Origin of the sequence: Streptomyces sp. NPDC006687 (genome assembly GCF_040636215.1) — a bacterium.
In the GTDB taxonomy this organism is placed as follows: Bacteria; Actinomycetota; Actinomycetes; order Streptomycetales; family Streptomycetaceae; genus Streptomyces.
The window spans coordinates 195,671-212,358 of record NZ_JBEYJJ010000005.1 but is presented as its reverse complement, the minus strand read 5'-3'; the positions used below and the strand labels follow the sequence as shown (position 1 = coordinate 212,358).

17 protein-coding genes are annotated in these 16,688 nt (G+C 73.8%); 10 read left to right on the top strand and 7 right to left on the bottom strand.

Going from position 1 to position 16,688, the window contains the following annotated elements:
• Nucleotides 1-2 precede the first annotated feature (2 nt).
• The 4 genes from ABZ716_RS08870 to ABZ716_RS08855 all read left to right on the top strand — a co-directional run bounded on the left by ABZ716_RS08870 (nt 3) and on the right by ABZ716_RS08855 (nt 4,004).
• Complete coding sequence (locus tag ABZ716_RS08870; RefSeq protein ID WP_358811906.1) at nt 3-641, top strand: TetR/AcrR family transcriptional regulator; 639 nt, start codon at nt 3-5, stop codon at nt 639-641.
• Nucleotides 642-678: 37 nt separating this feature from the next.
• Nucleotides 679-1,836, top strand: coding sequence for an acetyl-CoA C-acetyltransferase (locus tag ABZ716_RS08865; RefSeq protein WP_358957692.1), 1,158 nt, complete (start codon nt 679-681; stop codon nt 1,834-1,836).
• Between the two features lie 177 nt (nt 1,837-2,013).
• Entirely contained in the window at nt 2,014-2,220 is a 207-nt protein-coding gene (locus ABZ716_RS08860) for a cold-shock protein (RefSeq protein WP_030292052.1), read from the top strand.
• A gap of 95 nt (nt 2,221-2,315) precedes the next feature.
• Nucleotides 2,316-4,004 carry a DEAD/DEAH box helicase gene (locus ABZ716_RS08855; protein ID WP_358957688.1) on the top strand — a complete coding sequence of 563 codons (1,689 nt, stop codon included), beginning with the start codon at nt 2,316-2,318 and terminating at the stop codon, nt 4,002-4,004.
• A gap of 77 nt (nt 4,005-4,081) precedes the next feature.
• Here ABZ716_RS08855 and ABZ716_RS08850 read toward each other — a convergent pair whose 3' ends face one another.
• The 5 genes from ABZ716_RS08850 to ABZ716_RS08830 are packed head-to-tail and all read right to left on the bottom strand — an operon-like array spanning nt 4,082 to nt 8,464.
• Nucleotides 4,082-5,017 (bottom strand): tyrosine-protein phosphatase, encoded by a 936-nt coding sequence (locus ABZ716_RS08850; protein ID WP_358957685.1) that lies wholly within the window; start codon nt 5,015-5,017, stop codon nt 4,082-4,084.
• Between the two features lie 28 nt (nt 5,018-5,045).
• The gene (locus ABZ716_RS08845; protein ID WP_358957799.1) at nt 5,046-6,128 is read right to left on the bottom strand and encodes a nitronate monooxygenase; all 1,083 of its coding nucleotides are present in this window, start codon (nt 6,126-6,128) and stop codon (nt 5,046-5,048) included.
• 16 nt (nt 6,129-6,144) lie between these two features.
• Nucleotides 6,145-6,873: a CoA-transferase gene (locus ABZ716_RS08840; RefSeq protein ID WP_358957683.1), complete on the bottom strand. Its 729-nt coding sequence runs from the start codon at nt 6,871-6,873 to the stop codon at nt 6,145-6,147.
• Nucleotides 6,870-7,721, bottom strand: a complete 852-nt coding sequence (locus ABZ716_RS08835) for a CoA-transferase (protein ID WP_358811901.1) — start codon at nt 7,719-7,721, stop codon at nt 6,870-6,872. The genes ABZ716_RS08840 and ABZ716_RS08835 overlap by 4 nt, the downstream gene beginning before the upstream one ends.
• Nucleotides 7,718-8,464, bottom strand: coding sequence for an enoyl-CoA hydratase family protein (locus ABZ716_RS08830; RefSeq protein WP_358957681.1), 747 nt, complete (start codon nt 8,462-8,464; stop codon nt 7,718-7,720). Before ABZ716_RS08830 ends, ABZ716_RS08835 begins: the two co-directional genes overlap by 4 nt.
• A 56-nt stretch (nt 8,465-8,520) precedes the next feature.
• Between ABZ716_RS08830 and ABZ716_RS08825 the strand changes: the two genes are divergently transcribed.
• Both ABZ716_RS08825 and ABZ716_RS08820 read left to right on the top strand, forming a co-directional pair.
• Nucleotides 8,521-9,297: an SDR family oxidoreductase gene (locus ABZ716_RS08825; RefSeq protein ID WP_358957678.1), complete on the top strand. Its 777-nt coding sequence runs from the start codon at nt 8,521-8,523 to the stop codon at nt 9,295-9,297.
• A 104-nt stretch (nt 9,298-9,401) separates the two neighbouring features.
• Nucleotides 9,402-10,310, top strand: a complete 909-nt coding sequence (locus ABZ716_RS08820; protein WP_358957675.1) for an SDR family oxidoreductase — start codon at nt 9,402-9,404, stop codon at nt 10,308-10,310.
• 122 nt (nt 10,311-10,432) lie between these two features.
• On the opposite strand, the gene ABZ716_RS08815 is transcribed toward ABZ716_RS08820, so the two are convergent.
• Nucleotides 10,433-11,110, bottom strand: coding sequence for an HAD family acid phosphatase (locus ABZ716_RS08815; protein WP_351883374.1), 678 nt, complete (start codon nt 11,108-11,110; stop codon nt 10,433-10,435).
• 229 nt (nt 11,111-11,339) lie between these two features.
• Here ABZ716_RS08815 and ABZ716_RS08810 point away from each other — a divergent pair, with 229 nt between their 5' ends.
• The 4 genes from ABZ716_RS08810 to pepN all read left to right on the top strand — a co-directional run bounded on the left by ABZ716_RS08810 (nt 11,340) and on the right by pepN (nt 16,014).
• Nucleotides 11,340-12,158 (top strand): serine protease, encoded by an 819-nt coding sequence (locus tag ABZ716_RS08810; RefSeq protein ID WP_358811897.1) that lies wholly within the window; start codon nt 11,340-11,342, stop codon nt 12,156-12,158.
• 186 nt (nt 12,159-12,344) lie between these two features.
• Nucleotides 12,345-12,980, top strand: a complete 636-nt coding sequence (locus ABZ716_RS08805) for a response regulator transcription factor (RefSeq protein WP_358957673.1) — start codon at nt 12,345-12,347, stop codon at nt 12,978-12,980.
• Nucleotides 12,981-13,050: 70 nt separating this feature from the next.
• Entirely contained in the window at nt 13,051-13,395 is a 345-nt protein-coding gene (locus tag ABZ716_RS08800) for a chorismate mutase (protein WP_351883380.1), read from the top strand.
• A gap of 84 nt (nt 13,396-13,479) precedes the next feature.
• Nucleotides 13,480-16,014: an aminopeptidase N gene (gene pepN / locus ABZ716_RS08795; protein WP_358957671.1), complete on the top strand. Its 2,535-nt coding sequence runs from the start codon at nt 13,480-13,482 to the stop codon at nt 16,012-16,014.
• On the opposite strand, the gene ABZ716_RS08790 is transcribed toward pepN, so the two are convergent.
• Nucleotides 16,011-16,289 (bottom strand): hypothetical protein, encoded by a 279-nt coding sequence (locus tag ABZ716_RS08790; RefSeq protein WP_358957668.1) that lies wholly within the window; start codon nt 16,287-16,289, stop codon nt 16,011-16,013. The genes pepN and ABZ716_RS08790 overlap by 4 nt on opposite strands.
• Nucleotides 16,290-16,688 lie beyond the last annotated feature (399 nt).

The window sequence follows — 16,688 nt, the reverse complement described above, 5'->3', positions numbered from 1 at the left end:
CCGTGCCAACGAACAAGCCGACCGCGAAGCCTGTCGCGAAGAAGAAGCCGCAGGTGACCCCCTCGCCCGAGCGGCGCCGGGAGCTCCTCGACACCGCCGCGGAGGTCTTCGCCGCCCAGGGCTACAACGCCACCACCGTCCGCAAGATCGCCGACGCCGCCGGGATGCTCGCCGGCAGCCTCTACTACCACTTCGACTCCAAGGAGTCGATGCTCGACGAGATCCTCTCGGCCTTCCTGAACGAGCTGTGGGACGGGTACGACACCGTCCTCGCCGCCGGCCTCGGCCCCCGGGAGACCATCGAGGCCCTCGTCACCGAGTCCTTCCGGGAGATCGACCGGCACCGCGCCGCCGTCGCCATCTACCAGAAGGAGGCCCGCACCCTCTCCGCGCAGCCCCGCTTCCACTACCTCTCCGACTCGCAGGTGAAGTTCGAGAAGGCATGGCTGGGCACGCTGGAGCGGGGCGTCGCCGCCCGCGTCTTCCGCGCCGACCTCGACATCCGCCTCACCTACCGCTTCGTCCGCGACACGGTGTGGGTCGCGGCGTCCTGGTACCGGCCGGGCGGGCAGCACAGCCCCGAGGAGATCGCCCGCCAGTACCTGTCCATGGTGCTCGACGGGATCGCCGTACGCCCCTGACCCCGCAGGTACGCCCTGACCAGCAGAGGAGCCCCCGATGCCCGAGGCATACATCATCGACGCCGTACGCACCCCCGTGGGACGGCGCGGCGGCGGCCTGTCCCGGGTCCACCCCGCCGACCTCGGCGCGCACGTCCTCAAGGCGCTCGTCCAGCGGACCGGGGTGGACCCGGCGGCCGTGGAGGACGTGGTCTTCGGCTGCCTCGACACGGTGGGCCCGCAGGCGGGGGACATCGCCCGGACCGCCTGGCTGGCCGCCGGACTGCCCGAGGAGGTCCCCGGGGTCACCGTCGACCGGCAGTGCGGCTCCTCCCAGCAGGCCGTGCACTTCGCCGCGCAGGGCGTGCTCTCCGGCACCCAGGACCTGGTCGTCGCGGGCGGCACCCAGAACATGTCCATGATCCCCATCGCCTTCGCCTCCCGGCAGGCGGCCGAACCGCTGGGCCTCACCGAGGGCCCCTACGCGGGCTCGGCCGGCTGGCGCGCCCGCTACGGGGACGCCCCGGTCAACCAGTTCCACGGCGCCCAGCTCATCGCCGAGAAGTGGGGGATCTCCCGGCGCGACATGGAGGAGTACGCCCTCACCTCCCACCGGCGGGCCGTGCGCGCCATCGACGAGGGCCGCTTCGACCGCGAGACCGTCCCGTACGGGGACGTGGCGGTGGACGAGGGGCCGCGCCGGGACACCACCCTGGAGAAGATGGCCGCGCTGAAGCCGGTCGTCGAGGGAGGCACCATCACGGCCGCCGTCTCCTCCCAGGTCTCGGACGGCGCGGCGGCGCTGCTGATCGCCTCCGAACGGGCGGTCGCCGAGCACGGCCTGACCCCCCGCGCCCGCATCCACCACCTGTCGGTGCGCGGCGAGGACCCCATCCGGATGCTGTCGGCCCCCATCCCGGCCACCGCCCACGCACTGAAGAAGACCGGCCTGACCCTGGACGCCGTCGACCTGGTCGAGATCAACGAGGCGTTCGCACCCGTCGTGCTGGCCTGGCTGAAGGAGACGGGCGCCGACCCCGCCCGGGTGAACGTCAACGGGGGCGCGATCGCCCTCGGCCACCCGCTGGGGGCGACCGGGGTGAAGCTGATGACCACCCTCCTGCACGAGCTGGAGCGCACCGGCGGCCGCTACGGGCTGCAGACCATGTGCGAGGGCGGCGGCCAGGCCAACGTCACCATCATCGAGCGCCTCTGACACGCCCGGGGGAACGGGGAGCGGACATCCCGGCCGAGGTGTGCTAGCTTTGAGGCGTTGCAGTTGTGGTACCCATGAACTTTATGTGCGCCTGACGGGATTGCTCCGACAGGCGCTTTTATTGTTTTTGCCGGAATCTCCCGGATGGGGCCCTTGCCGCCTATTCAGGAGATTCTCATGGCACTTGGCACCGTGAAGTGGTTCAACTCGGAAAAGGGCTTCGGCTTCATCGAGCAGGACGGCGGCGGTCCGGACGTCTTCGCCCACTACTCGAACATCGCCACCCAGGGCTTCCGTGAGCTCACCGAGGGTCAGCGCGTCTCCTTCGACGTGACCCAGGGCCAGAAGGGCCCCCAGGCGGAGAACATCCTCCCCGCCAACTAGTTTTCCCAGCATGCCGGGGTCCGCACCGCGAGGTGCGGGCCCCGGCTTGTCTGCTGTTTCACCAGTACCTGCCGGCTTCAGGAGGGCTTTTCCGCATGACCAGCTCCAGCTCCGCACGACCCAGCCGCCGCCCCAGCCGGGGCCGAGGCGCGGCCCAGGGACGTCCGAAGGCTGGTGCGGGACGGCAGAAGCCCGCACCGATCGCCCGGCCCCAGGAATTCACCATGCCCGAACCGCAGACCCCGGCCCTCCCGCCGGTGGCCGCGTTCGAGGACATGGACATGCCCGAGGCGCTGCTGAAGACCCTCGCCGCCCAGGGCGTCACCGAGCCGTTCCCGATCCAGGCCGCCACCCTGCCGAACTCCCTCGCGGGGCGTGACCTGCTCGGCCGCGGCCGCACCGGCTCCGGCAAGACCCTCGCCTTCGGCCTGGCCGTGCTCTCCCGCACCGCCGGCCGCCGCGCCCAGCCCAAGGCGCCGCTCGCGCTGGTCCTCGTACCCACCCGCGAGCTGGCGCAGCAGGTGACCGACGCCCTGGCCCCGTACGCCACGGCCGTCAACCTGCGCATCGCGACCGTCGTCGGCGGTATGTCGATCAACCGGCAGTCCGGCGCCCTGCGCCGCGGCGCCGAGGTGCTCGTCGCCACCCCCGGCCGTCTGAAGGACCTCATCGACCGCGGTGACGCCGACCTCTCGCAGGTGTCGGTGACCGTCCTCGACGAGGCCGACCAGATGACCGACATGGGCTTCATGCCGCAGGTCACCGCCCTGCTCAAGCAGGTCGAACCGGGCGGCCAGACCATGCTGTTCTCGGCGACCCTCGACAAGAACGTCGACAAGCTCGTCAAGATGTTCCTCACCGACCCGGTCGGCCACTCCGTCGACCCGTCGGCCGGCGCGGTCACCACCATGGAGCACCACGTCCTGTACGTCATGGACGAGACCGACAAGAAGGCCGTGGCGACGCGTATAGCCGCACGTGACGGCCGGGTCATCATGTTCGTCGACACCAAGCGCGGCGTCGACCGCATGGTCAAGAAGCTCCTCGCGGACGGCGTCCGCGCCTCCGGCCTGCACGGCGGCCGCTCGCAGCCGCAGCGCAACCGCACCCTGGACTGGTTCAAGACCGGCGAGGTCACCGCGCTGATCGCCACCAACGTGGCCGCGCGCGGCATCCACATCGACGACCTCGACCTGGTCGTCAACATCGACCCGCCGGTCGACCACAAGGACTACCTGCACCGCGGCGGCCGCACCGCCCGCGCCGGCGAGTCCGGCAGCGTCGTCACCCTGGTCCTGCCGGACCAGAAGCGGGACATGACCCGGCTGATGTCGGACGCCGGGATCTCCCCGCGCACCGCCCAGATCAAGTCCTCCGACGAGGAACTCGTCCGGCTGACCGGCGCCCGCGTGCCCTCCGGCATCCCCGTGGTCCTGGAGGTCCCGCAGCCCGCGCAGGCCAAGCCGCGGGGCGGCTCCGGCTCCGGTTCCGGCTCCTCCCGCCGCCGCTCGGGCGCCGCCCGCACCGCCGCCCCCGGCGCCCCCGCCAACGGCGGCCGCGGCCGCCGCTCCGGCTCCGGCGCGCCCGGCGGTTCCGGCCAGGCCCCGGCCGGCTCCGGGTCGGGCCAGGCCCGGCGCGCCCAGGGCGGCGGCCAGGGCAGCGGTTCCGCCGGCCAGGGCCGGCGCGCTGCCGGTGGCTCCGCCTCCGGTGGCGGCGGCGCGGCCGCGGCCTCGGCGCGCAGCCGGGTCGGCACGGGCGGCCAGGGCCGGCGCCGGGCGGTCTGATCCCCGCACCCCCTGACACGAGCACGCCGAAGGCGCCGGGCAGACAGCTGCCCGGCGCCTTCGCGCATCCCCGGCGGTTACCGGACCAGCTTGTTCTGGAGCTTCGTCAGCGTCCGCAGGTCCAGGCCCAGACCGTCCGTCAGGTAGCCGTAGAAGCCGCCGTAGTCGGCCTCCATCCGGGCGGTCGCGGCGTCCAGGTAGTCCTGCCGGACCTCCTGGAGCGGGATCAGCAGGTCCGGGTTCTGCATCCGGCCCGACTGCTTGAGCCCCGCCCGCACCTGGGCGTCGTACGCCGCCCGGAAGGTGTTGGACGCCAGGTAGTCGCTCGCGGCCGTCTCCTTCGGCACGGCCAGCGCGCGCAGCAGGACGTAACTCATCCACCCCGTCCGGTCCTTGCCCGAGGTGCAGTGGTAGAGCAGCGGACCCTGGGACCCGTCCGCGATCTCCCGCAGGGTCGCCGCGAACTGCGCCCGGTTCTCGGGGCTCGTCACGAACGTGCGGTAGATGTCCTGCATGTACGCCTCGGCCCGCCCGCCGCCGAGCATCTGCTCCTGCTTGACGGGGTCGCCGCTGGAGATCGCGCCGACCAGCGTGGCGTACAGGCCCAGGTCGCTGACCGGGCGGGGGGTGGGGGAGAGCCCCGGCGGCAGCTTGTCGGCGCCGTCGTACTGGAGCTCCGTCGGGATGCGGAAATCGACGGCCCTCGTGAGGCCCAGACCGGCGACGGTGGTGATGTCCGCCGCGGTCAGCCTGCTCAGTGCGTCGGAGCGGTAGACCAGCCCCTGGCGGACCAGCCCGCCGCTGTAGGTGGGATAGCCGCCGATGTCCCGGAAGTTGACGGCCCCCTGGAGGGGGACCTGCAGGATCGCCGGGGACGGCGACTGGAGCGGGTGGCGCGGGGTACGGGCCGCGGCTGCCGGAGCCGCCGCCGCGTGGGCGGCGGCGGGCAGGGTCCCGGCGGCGAGCACGGCGGCGACCGCCGCGGTCGCCAGGCGGATGCGGGCACGTCTCATACGGGCGACTCCTGTGACGGAGAGGGGATCACCCTGGTGGTGGCAGGGTGCCGGGCGGGTGCGGACCGGGCGCGTACAGCCGGTCCAGCACGGCGTGCGCTTCGGCCATGACGCGGCCGACGAGCTCCGCACACGACGGAAGGTCCTCGATCACCCCCGCGACCTGGCCCGATGCCATGACACCGAGGTCCGTACGGCCCTCGACCATGGACGCCTTCAGGAGCATCGGGGTGTTCGCGGCGAGCAGGACCTGGCTCCAGGACAGGTCCTTGCCGTGTTTCATCGCCAGGCCGTCGCGCACCATCCGGGGCCAGGACAGCCCCGACAGCTTCCGGAAGGCGGCCGCGTGCCGCACCGCGCGGGCCAGCGCCCTCGCCCGGCCCGCCCGCTCCAGGGAGGCCACCAGCTCGGTGCGCAGCATCCGGTGCGGCAGCCCGTCCACGGCCGTGGTGACGGTGACGTCCTTGACGGTGGCCTTCAGGTACTCGGCCTTGACGGCGTCGGGGACGGTCGAGTCGGAGGTCAGCAGGAACCGCGTCCCCATGGCGATGCCCGCCGCCCCGTACGCCAGGGCCGCCACCAGCCCGCGCCCGTCGCGGAACCCGCCCGCCGCGACCACCGGGATGTCCACGGCGTCGACCACCTGCGGCAGCAGCACCGTCGTGGCCACCTCCCCGGTGTGCCCGCCGCCCTCCCCGCCCTGCACGATCACCGCGTCGGCGCCCCAGGCCGCGACCTTCTCGGCGTGCCGGCGCGCCCCCACCGAGGGGATCACCACCACCCCGGCGTCCTTGAGGCGGACGATCAGCTCCCGGGAGGGGGCCAGCGCGAACGAGGCCACCCGCACCCCCTCGTCGATGATCAGCCGCACCCGCTCCGCCGCGTCCCCGGCGTCGGCCCGCAGGTTGACCCCGAACGGCGCGTCCGTCCGGGAGCGCACCTCCTGGACCGCCGCCCGCAGCTGTTCGGTGGTCATCGTCGCCGAGGCCAGGATGCCCAGCGCCCCGGCCCGCGCCGCCGCCGACACCAGGCGCGGCCCGGCCACCCAGCCCATGCCCGTCTGCACGATCGGGTAACGGACCCCGACCAGCCGGGTGAACGCCGTCTCCAGCACCCCGTCCGCCATGTCAGCCCCGTACCTCCCGCTCGCGCAGCCCGTCCGGGTCGATCACCTCGCGGATCAGCCGCAGCTCCCGCGCGGTGGGCTCACGGGTGTACGGGACGTCCTCGCCGATGGCCAGCTCGAACCCGGTGGCCGCCCGGACCTGCTCCACCGTCACCCCCGGGTGCAGGGAGACCAGCCGCATCGTGCGGTCCGGGCCGGTGAAGTCGAAGACCCCGAGGTCGCTGACCACGCGCGGCAGCCGGTGGAAGCGGGAGGCCGAGGGGCCGGCCGCCTCCGCGCGGTCGTACCCGACCCCGCAGACCATGTCGACGCGCTCGACGAACACCCGCGGGGAGTGCCGGGGCACCCAGTAACTGACCGGGTTGTTAAGGGTGTTGACGGGAGCGCCGCGCACCCCCAGCAGCTGGCGCGAGGGCCGCTCCCAGGCGCCGATGCAGGAGATGTTCTGGTTGCCGTACCGGTCGATCTGGCTCGCGCCCATCATCACGTGCCGCCGCCCGCCGGTGACCATCGTCAGGTGGCGGCGGTAGGGCAGCCAGCCCTCCACCGTCCCGTCGAGGCCGACCAGCATCGCCTCGCCGTCGGTCAGCAGCAGATCGGGGGCGAAGGTCCGCTTGGCCAGCCGCGCCCCGAAGGAGGGGACCGGGCCCATCGGGCTGGCGAGGACCTCCCCGTCACCCCGCCACGCCTCGGCGCAGGCGATCACGCAGTACTCGGCGCGCGTGGTCATCGCTGTTCCTCCTGCCAGGTGCGGACGGCGCTCTGGTAGTCGTGCTCGCCCGCCCCGGACAGGAAGCGGGCCGCGAACCGGGGCCAGGGGGTGGTCGCGTACAGCTTCTGGAACGCCTCGTCGCGGTCGTAGTCGGGCACGCAGGAGGTGAAGTGCGCCCCGTTCGGGGTCTCCACGACCCCGGTGACCGCGTGCCGGCTCACCAGGAGGGACTGCGGCGGCCCGGACTTGAGGAGCTCGGCGCTCTCCACCAGCTGCTCGCAGGAGACGTACGCGGTGTCGGCGGCCTCGCAGAAGAGGTCGTCGAAGTACGGGTCGGGGCCCAGGTACTGGGCGTTGCCCAGGCGGTCGGCGCGGTTGAGGTGGACCAGGGCCGCGTCCATGCGCAGGGCGGGGACGGCGGTGAACTCCTCGCCGTCGTCGTAGGGGGAGGTGACGGTGCGCAGCTGCGGGTTGACCCGCATGACGTCGGAGCCGAGGCCGGCGCGGACCGGAAGGAAGGGCAGGCGGTTCGCGGCGGCGTGCAGCCCCCACATGAACATGGCCTCGTCGTACTCGGTGAGCGCGAGGGCTCCGGCCTCGCGGGCGGCCCGGAAGTGCGGCTCCAGCGGGATGGAGTCGAGGGTGGCGAACGGGGCGATCAGCCGGCGGATCCGTCCGGCGGCGGCGAGCAGCCCGACATCGGGGCCGCCGTACGAGACCACGGTGAGATCGGTGATCTCGGAGCGGAGCAGTGCTCGCACCAGGGCCATCGGCTTGCGCCGGGAGCCCCAGCCGCCGATGCCGAGGGTCATTCCGCTGCGCAGCCGTCCGGCGACCTCGTCGGGGGTCATGGTCTTGTCCGTCATGCGGTGCCCTTCCCGAAGGTGTCGCGGACCCGGTCGGCGACCCCGCTGAGGTTGGCCTCGAAGGTGAAGCCCTGCTCGAAGCGGTAGCTGCGGCGCACGTCCACGGGGTCGATGCCGTTGATGGCGGCCTTGGCCAGCCGGATCAGGGTGCCGTCCTTCCTGGCGATCTCGGCCGCCAGTTCCAGGGCGGCGGCGGACAGCTCCGAGCGCGGGACGACCTTCCACACCGAGCCGTGGGCGTGCAGTTCGGCGGCGGTGGCGGTGCGCGAGGTGTAGTAGAGGGCGCGCATCAGGTGCTGGGGGACCAGCCGGGCCAGGTGGGTGGCGGCGCCAAGGGCCCCGCGGTCCAGTTCGGGCAGCCCGAAGACGGCGTCCTCGGAGGCCACGATCGCGTCCGCGTTGCCGGCCAGGCCGATGCCGCCGCCCAGGCAGAACCCGTGCACGGCCGCGACCACCGGCACCTCGCACTCGTAGACGGCGGCGAACGCCTCGTAGCAGCCGCGGTTGGCGCCGACGAGGGCGCTGTGGCCGATGTCGCGCTGCATCTCCTTGATGTCCACCCCGGCGTTGAAGCCCCGGCCCTCGGCGGCCAGGACCACGCAGCGCACGCCGGGGTCGCGGCCGGCGGCGCGCAGGGCGTCGGCGAGCTCGTACCAGCCGTGTACGGGAAGGGCGTTGACGGGTGGGAAGTCCACGGTGACGCGTGCGACGCCCTCGTCCGGGCGGGAGGTGGAGACACCCATGAGCGGATCAGCTACCTTTCCACCAAACATTTGTTAGGTGAGGAAGGTAGCAGCCGATGGAGCTCAAGGGGAGGGTCGTGGTCGTCACCGGCGGAACGCGGGGCGTCGGCGCCGGGATCGCCCGCTCGTTCCTCGCGGCCGGGGCGGAGGTCGTCGTCTGCGCCCGGCGCCCGCCGCGGGCGCCGGTGGCCGGGGGCGGGCGGGAGGCCGCCTTCACCCCCGTGGACCTGCGCGATCCGGACGCCGTCCAGGGGTTCCTCGACGGGGTCGCGGGGCGGTACGGGCGGCTGGACTGCCTGGTGAACAACGCCGGCGGGACCCCGTACCGGCCGCTGGGGGAGGGCGGTGCCGAACGGCACGCGCGGGTCCTCGCCCTCAACCTCGTGGCGCCGATGACGGCCTCCCTCGCGGCCTACCCGTGGCTGCGGGAGAGCCGGGGCTCGGTGGTGATGATCGGCAGCGTCAGCGGGACCCGCCCCTCGCCGGGCACGGCCGCGTACGGGGCGGCCAAGGCGGGGCTGGAGAACCTGGCCCGCTCCATGGCAGTGGAGTGGGCGCCCGAGGTACGGGTCAACTCGCTGGTGCTCGGGATGGTCCGCACCGAGCTGGCGCACCTGCACTACGGGGACGCCGAGGGTCTCGCGGCGGTGGCCGCCACCGTACCGCTGGGCCGGCTGGCCGAGCCGTCGGACGTGGGGGAGGCGGCGGTGTTCCTGGCCTCGGACCGGGCGGCGTACGTGAGCGGGGCGAGCCTGCTGGTGCACGGGGGCGGGGAGCGCCCGGCGTTCCTCGCGGCGGCGACGGCCAACCGCCCGCCGGGCGGCACGGGGTGAGGGGCGGGGCCGCCGGAACGGGCGGCCGAGGGGCTTCCGCACGGACGCTGCGGATGGCGCGGATTTCGAGGGCGTCGAGGACTTCGAGGATGGGGAGAGCGGGCATGGGCATCGCGGACGGACGCGTGGTCATCGTGACGGGTGCGGGCCGGGGGCTGGGCCGGGCCCACGCGCTGGCCTTCGCGGCGGAGGGGGCGCGGGTGGTCGTCAACGACCTCGGGGTGGGACTCGACGGGCTCCCCGGGCCCGGGAGCCCGGCCGCGCGGGTGGTGGAGGAGATCCGCGCCCTGGGCGGGGAGGCGGTGGCCCACGGCGGGGACATCGCCACCGGCGAGGGCGCCGACTCGCTGGTGGCCTGCGCCCTGGACGCCTTCGGGCGGCTGGACACCCTGGTCAACAACGCCGGGTTCCTGCGGGACCGGATGCTCGTCAACCTCGGGGAGGAGGACTGGGACGCGGTGATGCGGGTCCACCTCAAGGGCCACTTCCTGCCGCTGCGGGCGGCGGCCGCCTGGTGGCGGGCCGAGGCGAAGGCCGGCCGGCCGGTCGCGGCCCGGGTCGTCAACACCTCGTCGGGGGCCGGACTGCTGGGCTCGGTGGGCCAGGGCAACTACAGCGCGGCCAAGGCGGGGATCCTCGGCCTGACGCTCGTGGCGGCGGCCGAGATGGGCCGGTACGGGGTGCAGGTCAACGCGGTCGCCCCGGCGGCGCGGACGCGGATGACGCAGGAGACCTTCGCCGCGACGATGGCCGCCCCGGCGGCGGGGGCCTTCGACGCGATGGCCCCGGAGAACGTGTCGCCACTGGTGGTGTGGCTGGGCTCCGAGGCGTCCGCCGGTGTCACGGGCCGGGTCTTCGAGGCGGAGGGCGGCCGGATCACGGTGATGGAGGGCTGGCGGCCGGGCCCCACCGCCGAGCGCGGCTCCCGCTGGACCCCGTCGGAGGCGGGCGAGGCCGCCGCCGGGCTCCTCGCCGCCGCGCGGCCGCAGCTCCCGGCGTACGGCGCCCAGTAGGCCGTCCGCCGGTCACGCGACGGGCCCGGCCCCCTGGCGAGGGGTCGGGCCCGGCACTCGTGCGATGGGATATGACTACCCGCCATACCCGGCGTTCGAACCGCTTCCGGCGTAACGATTCGTCAGGAAAGCTTGCCGCCGTAGTCGGGGAGCTTGACGGTGCGCTCGGCGTGGCCGCCGACCAGGTCGCTGTCGTTGTTCCCGATGTTGGCGATGATCGTGTAGCCGTTGGCCTCGATCTCGGCGCGCTTGGCCGTCTTGTACGCGCTGACCTGGCTGAACAGCGCCGGCAGGTCCCGTACGTACAGGCCGGTCACCGGGTAGCCGACCGCCTTGAGGTTCCGCTCGGTCAGGGAGTACACGATCCCCGGGCGGGCGGTGACGAAGAAGATCGCGACCCCGCGCTGGTTCGCGTACTGGGTCAGCGCGCGGACCTTCTCGATCGCCGGGGTCGGGAACGTCCAGAACCAGTGGAAGTCCGTCTCCAGGGAGGAGTTGTCGATGTCCAGGACGATCGCGGGCTTCTCGCCGGCCGGGGCGGCCGCGATCCGCTGCTCGATGGCCGGGCGGGCGGCGTCGACGACGGCGGCCACGTCCCGCTGCCAGGTGGCGTAGTCGATGCCGAGGAGGGCCGCGTTGCCGCCCGGCGCGGAGGCGGTGACCGCTGCCGGGGCCGGGGCGGGCGCCGCCGCCGGGGCCGCGGCGGCGGCTCCGGCGGGCAGCAGGGTCATCACGGCGGCCGCGGCCGCCACGGTGGCGGCGGCGGTGCGGGACGTGCGGGTGCGGCGGGTGCTGCGCATGGGGGGCGCTCCTCGGTCACGGCTTGGCGCGTACGTGCTCACGACTTGGCATGTACGTGCTCAGGGTTGGCCAGAACTCCCCGCATGTCTACTGGCCGGTAGGAAACTTTTCGTGGCCGCCGGATGAATCCCCGTCGCGGGGCGGGGATGGGCGGGGCGGGGATTGTCCGAAAACGCCTTCTTGATGCCGCCCCGGACCCGGATGTGTCATGGACCCGTCATTCATCGGATGGCGCGCACAGCCCAACCCCCCACGAAAGGCAGTGTGTTGACCGTGTCCACCTTCACCAAGGTCCTCAAGCGCGGCCTCGCCGTCGGCGCCGTGGCCCTCGCCGCCGTCAGCCTCCAGCCCACCGGCGCCAGCGCCTCACCCACCCCCGTGGTCGGCGGCACCCGCGCCGCCCAGGGCGAGTTCCCCTTCATGGTCCGCCTCTCCATGGGCTGCGGCGGCGCCCTCTACACCCAGCAGATCGTCCTCACCGCAGCCCACTGCGTGAACGGATCCGGCGCCAACACCTCCATCACCGCCACCGCCGGCGTCGTCGACCTCCAGAGCAGCAGCGCCATCAAGGTCAAGTCCACCAAGGTGCTCCAGGCCCCCGGCTACAACGGCCAGGGCAAGGACTGGGCCCTCATCAAGCTCGCCAAGCCCGTCAACCTCCCCACCCTGAAGATCGCCGACACCAAGGCGTACGACAACGGCACCTTCACCATCGCCGGCTGGGGCGCCGCCCGCGAAGGCGGATCCCAGCAGCGCTACCTCCTCAAGGCCACCGTCCCCTTCGTCTCCGACGCCGCCTGCCAGGCCGCCTACGGCAGCTCCCTCGTCCCCTCCGACGAGATCTGCGCCGGCTACGACCAGGGTGGCACCGACACCTGCCAGGGCGACTCCGGCGGCCCCATGTTCCGCCGCGACGACACCAACGCCTGGATCCAGGTCGGCATCGTCAGCTGGGGCGAGGGCTGCGCCCGCGCCGGATACCCCGGGGTCTACTCCGAGGTCTCCACCTTCGCCGCCGACATCCGCAACGCCGCCGCCGGCCTGTAACCGCGCCGCCGGCCCGTACCCCCCGGGCCGGCCCCGGCACCCCCCACCCCGCGCACCTCGCCCTTCCGGCCGGACCCGAACCGGCCGGAAGGGCGAGCCCCGCGGCCGCCCGGTTGCGGGCCGCCGCGCCCCCGGGTCCCATGGGACGGGGACACCGGGACCGGGCGACAGCGGGGCAGGCAGCGCATGACGATCAGCGTGGTCATCGCCGACGGCCAGGACGCCGTCAGGACCGGCTTCCGGACGACCCTCGACCACCGGCCCGGCATCGAGGTCCTCGCCGACGGACACACCGCCCTCGCCGCCGTCGCCGCCCACCGCCCCGACGTCCTCCTCCTGGGCCTGCGCACGCCCGGACCGGACGCCCTCGACGTCACCCGCCGCCTCTCCGCCGAGGACAGCCCGCGCGTCGTCCTCGTCACCGCCTCCGCCCTCGACCCCTACGTCCACGCCGCACTCCACGGCGGCGCCTGCGGCTTCCTCCTCCAGGACGCCGGCCCCGCCGCCCTCGTCGAAGCCGTACGGGCCGCGGCCGCCGGGGACGCCCTCGTCTCGCCCGCCCCCACCGTCCGCCTGCTGCGCGAACTCGCCCCCCGCATGGCCGGCCGCCACCCCGCCCCGCCGCTCACCGCCCGCGAACAGGACCTCGTACGCTGCCTCGCCCGCGGGCTGACCGACACCGAGATCGGCGCCGCACTGGACCTCCCCCTGCCCGCCGTCAGGAACCACCTCACCGCCGTCCAGGCCAAGCTCACCGCCCGCAACCGCGTCGAGATCGCCGCCTGGGCCTGGGAGACCGGCCTCGCCGCCACCCCCGCCTGAACCCCGCCCCACGCCCCGTCTCACCCACCGACATACCGGGGGTGGCGCGCGCGACCGCACCGTATTCTCGATGACCATGAACACCAGCGACCGCGACAGCGGCACCGACCCCGCCGCGATCGACGAGAACGTCACCGCCGAACTGGCCCGCCTGCGCGACAGCATCGACAACATCGACGCGGCCGTGGTCCACATGCTCGCCGAACGCTTCAAATGCACCCAGCAGGTCGGCCACCTCAAGGCGCGCCACCACCTGCCCCCCGCCGACCCCGGCCGCGAGTCCCGGCAGATCGCCCGCCTGCGCCAGCTCGCCGAGAACGCCAAGCTCGACCCGGCCTTCGCCGAGAAGCTCCTCAACTTCATCATCGCCGAGGTCATCCGCCACCACGAGACCATCGCCGCCGGCGAGGACTGACCTTCCACGCCGGGGCGGCCGCCGCCCCGCCCCGGCCACCGGAACCCCCTAGGACCGGGCCCGCCCATCCGGCAGCATGGCCCCATGTCCGCACTGACGCGCGCCGAAGCGCAGCTCCGAGCCCAGATCCTCGACGTCCACCACTACGCCGTCACCCTCGACCTCACCACCGGCGACGAGACCTTCGACTCCACCACCGTCATCCGCTTCAGCGCCCGCACCCCCGCGGACACCTTCATCGAGCTGAAGCCGGAAGAACTGCGCTCCGCCACGCTCGACGGCCACCCCCTCGACCCCGCCGCCCTCACCGGAAACCGCCTCCCCCTCACCGGCCTCACCGAAGGCCCCCACGAGCTGCGCCTCGACACCCGGATGCGCTACTCCCGCACCGGCGAGGGCCTCCACCGCTTCACCGACCCCGCCGACGGCGAGACGTACGTCTACACCCAGATGTTCATGGACGACGTCCAGCGCGTCTTCCCCGCCTTCGACCAGCCCGACCTCAAGGCCGTCTTCCAGTTCACCGTCACCGCCCCCGCCCACTGGACCGTCCTCGCCAACGGCACCACCACCCGTACCGGCGACCGCGCGAGCGACGGCGCCGGCATCTGGACCTCCGCCCCCACCCCCGTCATCTCCACCTACCTCGCCGCCGTCGCCGCCGGGCCCTGGCACAGCATCACCACCGAACACGCCGGACTCCCCTTCGGCATCCACTGCCGCCAGTCCCTCGCCCCCCACCTCGACGCCGACGCCGACGAGATCCTTTCCGTCACCACCGCCTGCTACGACCGCTACCACGAGAAGTTCACCGAGCCCTACCCCTTCGACTCCTACGACCAGGCGTTCGTCCCCGAGTTCAACGCCGGCGCCATGGAGAACCCGGGCCTGGTCACCTTCCGCGACGAGTTCGTCTTCCGCTCCGCCGTCACCGACACCGAACGCCAGCGCCGCGCCATGGTCATCGCCCATGAGATGGCCCACATGTGGTTCGGCGACCTCGTCACCCTCGCCTGGTTCGACGACATCTGGCTCAACGAGTCCTTCGCCGAGTACATGGGCTACCAGACCCTCACCGAAGCCACCCGCTTCACCGGCACCTGGACCGAGTTCGGCATGGAACGCAAGCCCTGGGGCTACGCCGCCGACCAGCGCCCCTCCACCCACCCCGTCGCCCCCGGCCCCGACGACGTCCCCGACACCGCCTCCGCCCTCCTCAACTTCGACGGCATCTCCTACGCCAAGGGCGCCTCCGCCCTGCGCCAGCTCGTCGCCTGGCTCGGCGAGAAGGACTTCCTCGCCGGCATCAACACCCACTTCGCCCGCCACAAGTTCGCCAACGCCACCCTCGCCGACTTCGTGGACTCCCTCGCCGCCCACACCGACCGCGACGTCCACGCCTGGGCCGACATCTGGCTGCGCACCACCGGCATCGACACCCTCACCCCCCACATCCAGGACGCCGGCACCGGAGGCGGCCCCGGCGGCTGGACCCTCACCGTCGACCGCCGCGGCAGCCGCCCCCACCGCATCACCGCCGGCACCTACGCCCGCACCCCCGACGGCCTCCTCGAACGCACCGCCCTCCTCGACCTCGACGTCCCCAGCGACGAGGTCCTCTCCGTCGGCGGCCCCCGGCCCGACCTCCTCGTCCTCAACGACGGCGACCTCAGCTACGCCAAGGTCCGCCTGGACGACACCTCCCTCGAAACCGTCCTGCGCGGCCTCTCCCGCATCCCCGACCCCCTCACCCGCGCCGTCGTCTGGGGCTCGCTGCGCGACATGGTCCGCGACGGCGAACTCGACCCCGCCGACTACCTCACCACCGCCGAGGCCCACCTGCCCGACGAGAGCGACCTCGCCATCGTCCAGGGCGTCCTCGCCTTCGCCCGCCACCACGTCGCCGACCTCTACACCGCCCCCGCCGACCGCACCAGCGCCCTCACCACCCTCACCGCCATCACCCGCGACCTGCTGCGCCGCACCGAGGACGGCACCGACCCCGGACTGCGCCTCGCCGCCCTGCGCGCCTTCATCGACAGCGCCACCCAGCCCGACACCCTCGCCGCCTGGCTCGCCGACGGCGCCGTCTCCGGCGGCCCCGAACTCGACCCGGAACTGCGCTGGCGCATCCTGGCCCGCCTCGCCGTCCTCGGCGCCGCCGACGAGGACGCCATCGACGCAGCCCTCGCCGCCGACCCCAGCGCCACCGGCCAGCAGGGCGCCGCCCGCTGCCGCGCCGCCCTGCCCACCGCGGAGGCCAAGGCCGCCGCCTGGCAGCGCCTCTTCCACGACGACACCCTGTCCAACTACCTGTTCACCGCCACCGCCCAGGGCTTCTGGCAGCCCGAACAGAGCGCCCTCGTCGAGGAATACGTCACCCGCTACTACCCCGACGCCATCGCCCTCGGAGCCCGCCGCGGCCCCGCCATCGGGCAGGCCGCCGGCCGCTGGGCCTTCCCCGCCCACCACGCGGACCAGACCCACCTCCAGGCCGGCTACACCGCCCTGGAGGACCCCGAGATCATCCCGATGCTGCGCCGCGCCCTCGTCGACCAGCTCGACGACCTCGCCCGCACCCTGCGGGTCCGCGCCGCCCAGGCCGTCCGGGCCGACTAGCGGACCCAGCCGGCGATCCGCACCGGCACCCGGGCACCGGCCGTCAGGCCGCTGCCCGGACCGGCCGCCGTGAACACCAGCGGACACGTCCCGTCGGGCAGCAGCGGCACCAGGAAGCTGCCCGACGGGCCCGCCCCCACCGCCTTCAGCTGCCACACCGTGTACTGCGGCCCGGTGACGGCCCGGTCACCGGGCCGGGTCCGCGCCGAACCGGCGAAGTCCTCATCGCACCCGCGCCGCAGCGTGCCACCGCTGCCCGGCTGCCGGATCACCACCGCCGGAGGCTGGGGCTGCTGCGGCGCACTCGCCGACGGCTGCGGATTCCCCCCGTCCGTGGGCCGGGCGGAGGAAGGGGAGGCGCCGGGGGAGTCCGGAGCACCGGACGACGGCGGGGCGTTGTGCCCGGGGGACCGCGACGGCGGCGCGGACGGGGACACCGACGGCGCACCCGACGGCACGGGGAAGGGTCCGTCACCCCCGGCACCGAAGGGACCTCCGGCCGCCCCACGGACGTCGGCGCCGGCCAACACCACGCCGCCGGCCGGGCCGCCGCCGACCGTCCCCGCCCCGCACCCGGTACCGGCCGGCCGGCCCGAAACCACCCTCACCGCATTCCGGCGGTTACCCCGTTCGGGTCTGATCGTTGTACCGGCCGGGTGTCCCGCCCGGCCTCG